Origin of the sequence: Actinosynnema sp. NPDC059797 (assembly GCF_042732085.1) — a bacterium.
GTDB lineage: Bacteria > Actinomycetota > Actinomycetes > Mycobacteriales > Pseudonocardiaceae > Actinosynnema.
The window spans coordinates 23932-34867 of sequence record NZ_JBHWIE010000011.1 but is presented as its reverse complement, the minus strand read 5'-3'; the positions used below and the strand labels follow the sequence as shown (position 1 = coordinate 34867).

General features: G+C 74.6%; 10 protein-coding genes. 5 read left to right on the top strand and 5 right to left on the bottom strand.

The features are described 5' to 3' along the window. Positions 1-49: 49 nt before the first annotated feature. Positions 50-1369 carry a M14 family metallopeptidase gene (locus tag ACFV4N_RS05935; RefSeq protein WP_499671367.1) on the top strand — a complete coding sequence of 440 codons (1320 nt, stop codon included), beginning with the start codon at positions 50-52 and terminating at the stop codon, positions 1367-1369. A gap of 62 nt (positions 1370-1431) precedes the next feature. Here the strand turns inward: ACFV4N_RS05935 and ACFV4N_RS05930 are convergent, their stop codons facing one another. Both ACFV4N_RS05930 and ACFV4N_RS05925 read right to left on the bottom strand, forming a co-directional pair. Further along, the gene (locus ACFV4N_RS05930; protein ID WP_499671366.1) at positions 1432-2562 is read right to left on the bottom strand and encodes an aminotransferase class V-fold PLP-dependent enzyme; all 1131 of its coding nucleotides are present in this window, start codon (positions 2560-2562) and stop codon (positions 1432-1434) included. A 61-nt stretch (positions 2563-2623) separates the two neighbouring features. Then, positions 2624-4168, bottom strand: a complete 1545-nt coding sequence (locus ACFV4N_RS05925; protein WP_499671365.1) for an ABC transporter substrate-binding protein — start codon at positions 4166-4168, stop codon at positions 2624-2626. 29 nt (positions 4169-4197) lie between these two features. Between ACFV4N_RS05925 and ACFV4N_RS05920 the strand changes: the two genes are divergently transcribed. Further along, complete coding sequence (locus ACFV4N_RS05920; protein WP_499671364.1) at positions 4198-4992, top strand: carbon-nitrogen hydrolase family protein; 795 nt, start codon at positions 4198-4200, stop codon at positions 4990-4992. A 111-nt stretch (positions 4993-5103) separates the two neighbouring features. Then, on the top strand, positions 5104-5994 hold the full coding sequence (locus ACFV4N_RS05915; RefSeq protein WP_499671363.1) for a DUF2382 domain-containing protein: 891 nt from the start codon (positions 5104-5106) through the stop codon (positions 5992-5994). 44 nt (positions 5995-6038) lie between these two features. Here ACFV4N_RS05915 and nadC read toward each other — a convergent pair whose 3' ends face one another. The 3 genes from nadC to nadA are packed head-to-tail and all read right to left on the bottom strand — an operon-like array spanning position 6039 to position 9498. Continuing rightward, positions 6039-6869: a carboxylating nicotinate-nucleotide diphosphorylase gene (gene nadC, locus ACFV4N_RS05910; protein WP_499671362.1), complete on the bottom strand. Its 831-nt coding sequence runs from the start codon at positions 6867-6869 to the stop codon at positions 6039-6041. Further along, entirely contained in the window at positions 6866-8482 is a 1617-nt protein-coding gene (locus ACFV4N_RS05905; RefSeq protein ID WP_499671361.1) for an L-aspartate oxidase, read from the bottom strand. Before ACFV4N_RS05905 ends, nadC begins: the two co-directional genes overlap by 4 nt. Continuing rightward, entirely contained in the window at positions 8479-9498 is a 1020-nt protein-coding gene (gene nadA / locus ACFV4N_RS05900) for a quinolinate synthase NadA (protein WP_499671360.1), read from the bottom strand. The genes ACFV4N_RS05905 and nadA overlap by 4 nt, the downstream gene beginning before the upstream one ends. A 60-nt stretch (positions 9499-9558) precedes the next feature. Here nadA and ACFV4N_RS05895 point away from each other — a divergent pair, with 60 nt between their 5' ends. Next, positions 9559-10248 carry an NUDIX hydrolase gene (locus ACFV4N_RS05895; protein WP_499671359.1) on the top strand — a complete coding sequence of 230 codons (690 nt, stop codon included), beginning with the start codon at positions 9559-9561 and terminating at the stop codon, positions 10246-10248. After that, positions 10245-10919, top strand: a complete 675-nt coding sequence (locus ACFV4N_RS05890; protein WP_499671358.1) for an LON peptidase substrate-binding domain-containing protein — start codon at positions 10245-10247, stop codon at positions 10917-10919. The genes ACFV4N_RS05895 and ACFV4N_RS05890 overlap by 4 nt, the downstream gene beginning before the upstream one ends. Positions 10920-10936: the final 17 nt, after the last annotated feature.

Here is a 10936-nt window from a genome sequence, read left to right as displayed (position 1 = left end):
CGCTGCGTGGGCACGTCTCCGTCGCAACCCTGCCCATGATGGAGGATCCATGTTCACCAAGCGACGCGGCCTCGTCGCCGCAGCGCTGCTGGCGAGCGCGACCCTGGTGCTCCCCCTGCACACCGGGTCCGCGCAGCCGACGACCGCCAAGGCGCCGGACCGGACCGTCTTCGAGGTCACCGCGACCACGCCGGAGGCCCGCACCAGGGTCGCCCGGACCGGGGTCGACGTGCTCGGCCAGGCCGGCGACAAGCTCACCGTGATCGCCGAACCCCGCCAGCACCTGCTGCTGCGCGCCACCGGGCTGCCCCTGACCAGCCTCGGCGACGCGGACGCCCAGCTCGCCGGCCTGGGCGAGGCAGACTTCACCGACCCGACCGGCGAGGTCGGCGCGCGGGACTTCCCGTCCGGCTACACCGGCTACCACAACTTCGCGGAGATGACCGCCGAGCTGAACCAGACCGTGGCCGACCACCCGAACCTGGTCTCGCTGCGCAGCATCGGCAAGTCGTACCAGAACCGCGACCTGTGGGCGATCAAGATCAGCGACAACCCCTCGGTCGACGAGAACGAGCCCGAGGCGCTGTTCACCTGCAACCAGCACGCCCGCGAGCACCTGACCGTGGAGATGTGCCTGCACATCGTCAAGCGGTACACGGACAACTACGCGTCCAACTCGACGATCAAGAACACCGTCGACAACCGGGAGATCTGGGTCATCCCCAGCGTCAACCCGGACGGCGCGGAGTACGACATCGCGACCGGCTCGTTCCGGGCGTGGCGCAAGAACCGGCAGCCGAACTCGACGGCCACCGGCACCGACCCGAACCGCAACTGGGGCCACCAGTGGGGCTGCTGCGGCGGCTCCAGCGGCAGCGGGTCCAGCGACACCTACCGCGGCACCGCGGCGTTCTCCGCGCCGGAGGTCGCCCGCGTCCGCGACTTCACCAACAGCCGCGTGGTCGGCGGTGTGCAGCAGATCAAGTCGCACATCGACTTCCACACGTTCTCCGAGCTGGTGCTGTGGCCGTACGGCTACACCTACAACGACACCGCCGCCGGCCTGGACGCCACCCAGGCCAACGTGTTCCAGACCATGGGCCGGCGGCTGGCCGCGCTGAACGGCTACACGCCGCAGCAGGCCAGCGACCTCTACATCACCGACGGCTCGGTGGACGACTGGATGTGGGCCGCGCACAAGATCTGGAGCTACACGTTCGAGATGTACCCCAGGTCGGCGAGCGGCACCAGCGGCTTCTACCCGCGCGACACGCTCATCGCGGCGCAGACCTCGCGCAACGACACCGCGGTCCAGCTCCTGCTGGACTACACCGACTGCGTCCCGCGCATCACCGGGCGCACCTGCTGACGGCCGCGGGGGCCTGAGGGCGGTGGCGGGCCCGGCGGTGTTCCGCCGGGCCCGCGCCGTGCTCACGGGCGCAGCGAGCCGATCACGTCGAGGGCCCGGTCCAGCTCGGCCGGCTCGACGAAGTAGTGCGGCGACGCCCGCACCACCTCGTCCAGCCCGCGCCTGCTCATGTCCAGCAGCGTGGACGACGCGCCGCTGGTGCTGACCACCACGCCCGCCGCCAGCAGCCGGTCCCGCACCTCCAGCGGCGCGATCCCGGCCACGGTGAAGGTGACGATGCCCGACCGCCGCTCGCCCACGTCGCGCACCGTCACGCCGGGCAGCCCGGCCAGGCCCTCCCGCAGCCGCCGGGCGCGGTCGGCGACCTCGCGCTCGATCACGTCCAGGCCGCGGGCCAGCGCGTACCGGGCCGCGGCGACGAGGCCCAGCCGGTCGGCGACGTTCGACTCCCAGATCTCGTAGACGCGCGCGTCCTCGCGCAGCCGCACCTCGCGCGGACCCACCCACTCGGCGCTGTGCAGGTCCACCAGCCGCGGCCGGAGGCGGTCGGCCGCCGCGCGGCGCACCACCAGCACGCCGGTGCCCCGGGGTCCGCGCAGCCACTTGCGGCCGGTGCCGGAGATCAGGTCCACGCCCAGCTCGTCAGCCCGCACGGGCAGCTGCCCGATCGACTGGCACGCGTCCAGCAGCACCAGCGCGCCCACGCGGTGCGCCGCCTCGACGACCTCGCGCACCGGGTTGACCAGGCCGCTGTTGGTGGGCACGTGCGTCAGCGACACCAGCTTGACCCGCTCGTCCAGCGCCTCCTCCAGCGCCCCGAGGTCGAGCTGGCCGGACGCGTCGGACGGCACCGCGTCGACCTCGTACCCGGCCTCGCGGGCGCGGTGCAGGATCGGGATCGCGGTGCCCGCGTACTCGGCCTCGCTGATCAGCACCCGGTCGCCGGGGCCGAGCGGCACCGCGTCGAACGCGGCCAGCCAGGACCTGGTGGCGCTGTCGGTGAAGGCGATCTCGTCCGGTTCGGCGCCCAGCAGCTCGGCGAGCACGCCGTAGCCCGCGGCCAGGTCGTCGGCCCGCTCCCGCGCGGCGACGTACCCGCCGACCTCCGCCTCCCTCCGCAGGTGCCCGACGACCTCGTCCAGCACCTCCGGCGGTGGCAGCGAGGAACCGGCCGAATCGAGGAAAGCGGTCACGCGAAGTCCCCCGGGTGAGTCGGTGAGGATGGGTCGGCGAGGACGGGTCGGCGAGGACGGGTCAGCGGGGCGTCCACTTCTCCAGGTTCCACCACGGACCCCACGACAGCGCCCCGCGCGTGTAGGGGTCCACGACCTCCTGGTAGCCGTTCCAGTTCTCCCGCACCACGTACGTGTGCTGCACGGAGGCCAGGACGACCATGCCCGGCGCGGCCACGTACGCGCGCTGGAGCTGCTTGTACGCCGCCGCCCGCTGCGCCGGGTCCAGCAGCGACCGCCCGGCGTCCAGGGCCGCGTCCACCTGCGGGTTCGCGTAGCCCCACGGGTTGCCGGTGTGCAGCCGCTGGTGGACGGCGAGGTCGGGGTCGAACGGGCTGCCGCCGCCGTGCAGCAGGGCGTCCGCGCCGAGCCGGGCCGGGATGGCGTCCCAGCCCAGGCCGGCGAGCTGGACGTCCACGCCGACCGCCTTGGCGTCCGCGGCGAACCCGGTGGCCAGGTCGGCGCGGACCACGTCGCCGATCGGGTACATGAGCGTGAACCGGGCGGGCACGCCGTCCCGCGCGCGCACGCCGTCCGCGCCGCGCACCCAGCCCGCCTGGTCGAGCAGCAGCTCCGCCCGCGCCCGGTCGTGGGCGAACTCGGCCGACGTCTCCACGAACTCCGGCAGCGCGGCGGGCACGGGCGTGCTCTCCGGCGCGCCCTTGCCGCCGAGCAGGTTGTCCACCAGGCCCTTGCGGTTGACCGCGTGGTTGAGCGCCATCCGGATCGCGCCGTCGCCGGTCACCGGGCCCGCGGGCAGGGTCACCGCGCGCAGGTCGGCGCTGCGGTGGGTGATGACGCGCATCCCGTTGGCGTTGCCGAAGGCCGCGGCCAGGCGGGGCGGCAGCTCGGTGCCGTCGAACTCGCCGGCCTGCATCCGCTGGGCGCGGGTGTTGTCGTCCGGCACGAACACCACGGTCAGCTTGCGGATCTTCGGCTCGCCGTCGAAGTGGGCGGTGTTGGCCTCCAGCACCATCCGGTCGCCCTTGCGCCACTCGACCAGCTTGTAGGGGCCGGTGCCGACCGGCGGGGCGTCCGCCGGCGGGACGCCGAAGGCCTCGCTGGGCAGGATGCCGAGCACGAGCAGGTGCGGGAACGCCGCCCGGGGCCGCGAGAGGGTGAACCGGACGGTGTCCGCGTCGAGCTGCTCCACGCCCGTGAGCCCGTCGTAGGCGGCGCGCTCGGTCGAGCCGTACGCCGGGTCCAGCAGCGCCCGGTAGGTGGCCACCACGTCCTCGGGGCCGAACGTCGTGCCGTCGGTGAACGCCACGCCCTGCCGCAGCTCGACGGTCCAGCTCAGGCCGTCCGCGGCGGGCGCCGGCGGCTCGGCGGCGAGCTGGGGCCGCACGGAGCCGTCCGCGCGGTGCTCGACGAGGCCGTCGTAGATCTTGGACACGCCCTCGCGGCCGTAGCCGAGCAGCGGGTTCAGCGTGGTCGGCTCGACCGCGTCGGCCAGCACGAGCGCGCTGCCGTCCGGGGTGCCCTCGGCGCTCGGTGTGGTGTCGCCGGTGCACCCCGCGGTGGCGAGGACGACGGCGGCGACGAGCGTGGGCAGGAGGGGGCGCACGGAACCCGACACTACCTAGAGTGGACGCCATGCGCGTCGCCCTGTGCCAGATCAACTCCTCCGCCGACCCGGCGGCCAACCTCGACCTGGTGCGCGCCGGGACCGCGCGAGCCGTCGAGCGGGGCGCGCGGGTGGTGGTGTTCCCCGAGGCCACCATGTGCCGCTTCGGCGTGCCCCTCGGCCCGGTGGCCGAGCCGCTGGACGGGCCGTGGGCCGGCGCGGTGCGCGGGATCGCCGACGAGCACGGCGTGGTCGTCGTGGCGGGCATGTTCACCCCGGCGGCGGACGGCCGGGTCGCCAACACGCTGCTGGTCACCGGCGGCGGCCACCACGTGGGGTACGACAAGATCCACCTGTTCGACGCGTTCGGCTTCGCCGAGTCGCGCACGGTCGCGCCCGGCGCGCAGCCGGTGGTCTTCGCGGTGGACGGCCTCGTGTTCGGCCTGGCCACCTGCTACGACGTGCGGTTCCCCGAGCTGTTCCGGGCCCTGGCCGACCGGGGCGCGACGGCCGTGCTGGTGTGCGCGTCGTGGGGCGCCGGACCGGGCAAGCGGGAGCAGTGGGAGCTGCTGGTGCGCGCCCGCGCGCTGGACTGCACGTCGTGGGTGCTGGCGTGCGGCCAGGCCGAGCCGCCGGCCGGTTCCGGGGGCGCCGACGACGGCGGCGCGCCGACCGGCATCGGGTTCAGCACGGTGGCCTCGCCGCTGGGCGCGGTGGTGGAGCAGCTGGCCGCCGAGCCGGGGGTGCTCGTGGTCGACCTGGACCCGGAGAGCGTCGAGCGGGCGCGCCGCGCGCTGCCCGTGCTGGCCAACCGCCGGCTCTGAAATTCTTTCGCGGGAAGGACGGTCACACGTACGGGTGGCACCCGAATAGCCGCACGACCAGCCCGGGAAGCCCTTGGTTCGCACGTACAACACAGCGAAGGGAACCCGGCCATGATCAATCAGGCCGAAGTCGACCAACTGTACGAGTGCGAGGTCATCGACGAGCACGGAGAGCGGATCGGCGCGGTGAAGCAGGTCTGGCTCGACGACCGCGACGGTCGGCCCGTCTGGGCATCCGTGCACACCGGTCTGTTCGGGCTCAAGGAGACGTTCGTCCCGATCCAGGACGCGACCATGGGCTCGGGCACCATCACGGTGCACGTGGACAAGCAGAAGGTGAAGGACGCGCCCCGCATCGACGTGTCCGACCAGCACATGTCCCAGGAGCAGCAGGACGAGCTGTACGCGTACTACGACCTGATCCCGGGGCGCCGCAGCGGCGAGCACGACCGGCTGCCCGGCGGGCAGGTCCGGTCCGGGGCTCCCAGGACCTCCGGTACCCCCAGGACCTCCGGGACCGAGTCGGTCCAGGGCCAGGGCCAGGGCCAGGCGCGGGACCGGGACGCGATCGGGAGGGCCGGCCGCCGGTCGGGCCCGTCCGACGACGCGGTCACCCGGTACGAGGAGGACGTGCAGGTCGGCACGCGCGACGTCGAGGCCGGTCGGGTGCGGCTGGTCAAGCACACCGTGACCGAGCAGCGGGACGTGACCGTGCCGGTGGAGCACGAGGAGGTCCGGGTGGTGCGCGAGCCCGTCCGGGGCGGCGAGGCCGGCGGGCACGCGTTCGCCGAGGAGGAGGCCGAGGTCACGCTGCGCCGGCAGGAGCCGGTGGTGGAGAAGACGGCCAAGCCCGTGGAGCGGGTCCGGCTGGAGAAGGAGACCAAGGCCGACCAGGAGCACGTGCGCGACCAGGTCCGCAAGGAGCAGGTCGACGTGGAGCGCGACGACCGGCGGGGCAACCTGGGCCGCGACGAGCTGCGCGACGACCCGGGCCACGCCTGACCCGGGTGCGCCCGCACCTCGCGCGGGGGTGCGGGCGCGGTCCGTCAGCGCAGGTCCAGCCCCAGGTCCAGGGCCGGCGCCGAGTGCGTCAGCCCGCCGACGGCGAGGTAGTCCACGCCGGTCTCGGCGTAGGCGCGGGCCACGTCCAGGGTCAGGCCGCCGGACGCCTCCAGGCGCACGCCGCCCGCGCGCCGCACGGCCTCGGCGCAGTCGGCCGGCGTGAAGTTGTCCAGCAGGACCAGCTCCGCGCCCTCGGCCACGGCCTCGTCCAGCTGCTCCAGCGAGTCGACCTCGACCTCGCACGCCAGGTCCGGCGCGTGGGCGCGCACGGCCGCCATCGCCGCCCGCACCGACCCGGCCGCCCGCACGTGGTTGTCCTTGATCAGCACCGCGTCGCCGAGGCCGAGCCGGTGGTTGACGCCGCCGCCGCAGCGCACCGCGTACTTCTCCAGCAGCCGCAGGCCGGGCAGCGTCTTGCGGGAGTCCCGGATCGCGGCCCCGGTGCCCGCGACCGCCTCCACCCACGCGGCGGTCAGCGTGGCGACCCCGGACAGGTGGCACACCAGGTTCAGCGCGGTGCGCTCGGCGGTGAGCAGGCCGCGCGTCGGGCCGCGCAGCACCAGCGCGGGCTCGCCGGGCACGGCCTTGTCGCCGTCGGCCCGCTGTTCGAGCACCTCCACCTCGGTGACCTGCCGGAACACCTCCAGCGCCACCGGGATGCCCGCGAGCACGCCCGCCGCGCGGGGCGTCAGCTCCGCCACCGCGACCGCGTCCGCGGGGACGGTGGCCTCGGTCGTGGCGTCGGGCCCGTACCGCAGGTCCTCCGCCAGCGCCGTGGCGATCACCCGGCGCACGTCGTCCAAATCCAGATTCATGCCACTCCCACCGCCACGACCGGGTCCGCCAGCACGGGCTGACCCGAGGGGTTGAGCCGGACCACCTGGCTGCGCCGGCCCCGCACGTCGTCCCGCGCCGGGAAGTCGGTGCGCACGTGGCAGCCGCGCGACTCCTCGCGCTCGGCCGCCGCCGCGATCAGCGCCCGCGCGGCCACGGTCAGCGCCGCGTCCTCCACCAGTTCCCGCGTGGTCAGCACGCGGTCCGTCGCGGACAGGTCGAGCACCGAGCCGACCACGGCCAGGCCCTCGGCGTCGCGGCCGATCGCCGCGTACCGGGACATGACCCGCTGGAGCGAGTCCCGGTCCGCCACCGGCGCGACCGGCAGCTCCGCGACGCCCGAGCAGCGCGCCAGCAGGCCCATCGCCAGGTCCGCCGCGACCGCCTCGGCCGCCCGCGTGCCGACGACCAGGCCCTCCAGCAGGCTGTTGGAGGCCAGCCGGTTCGCGCCGTGCAGCCCGGTCCGCGCCACCTCGCCCGCCGCGTACAGCCCGGTCACGCCGGTCCGTCCGTCCACATCGGACACCACGCCGCCGCACGCGAAGTGCGCCGCCGGCGCCACCGGGATCGGCTCGCGCGCCGGGTCGACGCCGGCCGCCGCGCAGGCCGCGTGCACGGTCGGGAACCGCTCCGCGAAGCCCGGCACCCCGGTGGCGTCGAGGAACACGTGGTCGTCCACGCCGCCCGCGCCGGCCGCCAGGTGCCGGGTGATCGCCGCCGCGACGACGTCGCGGGGCGCCAGGTCCTCCAGCGGGTGCACGCCGCGCATGACCCGCGCGCCGGTCGCGTCGACCAGCACCGCGCCCTCGCCGCGCACCGCCTCGGTCACCAGCGGGCACCGGCCGCGCGCGCCGCGCCCGGTGTAGAGCACGGTCGGGTGGAACTGCACGAACTCCACGTCCGCCGCCACCGCCCCGGCCCGCAGCGCCAGCGCCAGCCCGTCGCCGGTCGCCACCTCCGGGTTGGAGGTCGCCTGGTAGAGCTGGCCGAGGCCGCCGCTGGCCAGCAGCACCGCGGGCGCGGTCAGCACGCCGGGCGCGCCGTTGCCGTCCAGCACCAGCAGCCCGCACACCTGGCCCAGCGGCGTGCGCACCGCGTCCACCGCGACGTGGTCCTCCAGCACGGGCACCCGCCCGTCGGAGGCCGCGGCCAGCAGGGCGCGCTCGACCTCGGCGCCCGTGGCGTCGCCGCCCGCGTGCACCACGCGGAACGCCGAGTGCCCGCCCTCCCGCGTGCGGGCCAGCCCGCCGCCGGGCGCGGCGTCGAACACCGCGCCCCGCTCGCGCAGCCTGGTCACCGCCGCCGGACCGCCCGCGATGATCGCCCGCACGGCGTCCTCGTCGCACAGGCCCGCGCCCGCGACGAGGGTGTCGCGCACGTGCGCGTCCACCGAGTCGCCCTCGTCGTGCTCGCCGGGCAGCACCACCGCCACGCCGCCCTGCGCCCACCGGGTGTTGCCGTCCTCGCCGGACGCCTTGGTGACCACCAGGACCCGCAACCCCAGCTCACGCGCGCGCAGCGCCGCCGTCAGACCTGCCACGCCGGTGCCGACCACGACCAGGTCGGCGCGGGCCTCCCACAGGACGTCGGTCATTCCCCGCCGCCGGGCTGCCCGATCTCGATCATGCGCTGGACCGCGCCCTTGGCGCGCCTGGCCGTCTCGGGGTCCACGTGCACCTCGTCCCGGTTCTCCCGCAGCGAGCGCAGCAGGGCCGCGGGCGTGATCATCTTCATGTACCGGCACGACGCCCGGTCGTTCACCGCGCGGAAGTCGATCTCCGGCGCGGCGCGGCGGAGCTGGTGCAGCATCCCGACCTCGGTCGCCACGAGCACCGACTTGGCGCTCGTGCGCCGGGCGGCGGTGATCATGTCGCCGGTCGAGAGGATCTTCACCTTGTCCGCGGGCACCGTGCCCTCGCCCGCGAGGTACAGGGCGGAGGTCGCGCAGCCGCACTCGGGGTGGATGAACAGGTCCGCGTCGGGGTTCGCCGCCGCCCGCTCCGCCAGCTCGGGGCCGTTGATGCCGGCGTGCACGTGGCACTCGCCCGCCCAGATGTGCAGGTTGTCCCGCCCGGTCTCGCGCTTGACGTGCGCGCCGAGGAACTGGTCCGGCAGGAACAGCACCTCCCGGTCGGCGGGGATGGACGCCACCACGTCCACCGCGTTCGACGAGGTGCAGCAGATGTCGGTCTCCGCCTTCACCTCCGCGGTGGTGTTCACGTAGGAGACCACCACGGCGCCCGGGTGCTCGGCCTTCCAGGCGCGCAACTGCTCGCCCGTGATCGAGTCGGCCAGCGAGCAGCCCGCGCGCTCGTCCGGGATCAGCACCGTCTTGTGCGGGGCCAGGATCTTGGCGGTCTCCGCCATGAAGTGCACGCCGCAGAACACGATGGTGGACGCGTCGCTCGCGGCCGCGATGCGGCTGAGCGCCAGCGAGTCACCGGTGTGGTGCGCGATGTCCTGGATCTCGGGCAGCTGGTAGTTGTGCGCGAGGATGACCGCGTCCCGCTTGCGCGCCAGCTCCAGCACCTCGTCCCGCCAGTCGGCGTCCGGCGCGACCCCGTCGTAGGCGCCGTCCGAGGCTCGCTCCACGTAGGCGGTAGCGACCATGCTTCCTCCTTGAGCCAGTTTTCGCCTATCGGTCGAAAACAGGGTCGATAGTATCACCGGGTGGGTCTCGCGGGACATGAGGTGTTGGCCGCAGTGCTCCAGGTGAGAGCCGGGTCACTCCAGGTCATGCTGTGGCAGCGCGGAAAGGAGCCGCACGCTCACCGGTGGTCGCTGCCGGGTGGCGGGCTCGGCGACGACGAGGACGTGGAGACCTCCATCCGCCGCCAACTGGCGGAGAAGGTCGACGTGAGGCAGCTCTCCCACGTGGAGCAGCTCGCCGTGTTCAGCAACCCGGCCCGCGTGCCGGGCGCGCGCGTGATCGCCACCGCGTTCCTCGGCCTGGTGCCCTCCGACATCGACCCCGTGGTGCCCTCGGACACGTGCTGGCACCCGGTCGACTCCCTGCCGCCCACGGCGTTCGACCACGAGGCCATCTGCGCCCGCGCCCGCAACCGCCTGGCCGCCAAGCTCTCCTACACCAATCTCGGCTTCGCCCTGGCGCCACCGGCGTTCACCATCTCCGCGCTGCGCTCGCTGTACTCGGCGGCCCTGGGCTACAAGGTCTCCGCGACGAACCTGCAGCGCGTGCTGTCCCGCCGGGGCCTGCTCGAACCGACCGGGGCCACCGCACCGCCCGGCCCCGCCGGCGGCCGCCCCGCGGCGCTGTTCCGCTTCGTGTCCGGCGAGATGCGGGTGACCGACCCGTTCGCCGTGCTGCGGCCACCTTCCACCCGTAGCTTGGGACCGTGACCACGACGCTCCCCCTGTTCCCGCTGGGCACCGTGCTGCTGCCCGGGGCGTCCCTGCCGCTGCACGTGTTCGAGCCGAGGTACCGGCAGCTCACCGTCGACCTGGTGAGCGGCGCGGTGCCGGAGCGCACCTTCGGGGTGGTGTCGATCAGGCAGGGGTGGGAGGTCGGCGAGGGGAACGCGGAGGCGCTGCACCCGGTGGGCTGCACCGCCGTGCTCCAGGAGGCCGAGCGGCTGCCCGACGGCCGGTTCGACCTGACCACCAGGGGCGGCAGGCGGTTCCGGCTGCTCGAGGTGGACGAGGACAGCGCGCCGTACCTGGTCGGCTCGGTCGAGTGGCTGCCGGACTCGCCGCACCCGCCCGAGGTCGAACCGCTGCTGCCGCTGCTCGCCGAGAGCGCGCGGGCCGCCCACGGCCGCTACCGCGAGGCCACGAGCACCGCCCTGCGCCAGCCCACCGCGGACACCGCCGTCGAGGACCTGGCCTACGCCCTGGCGGGCGAGTGCCTGCTCACCCTCGAGGACCGCCTGGCGCTGCTGGAGGAGACGTCCGCGGCCCGCAGGCTGCGCCTGGTCCGCAAGGTCCTGCACCGCGAGGCGGGCATCGTCTCCGCCCTGCACGCCGTGCCCGCGCCGCTGTCCGAGCTGGGGCACCTCCCGCACCGCAACTGAGCCGGTAAGCTCCCAGC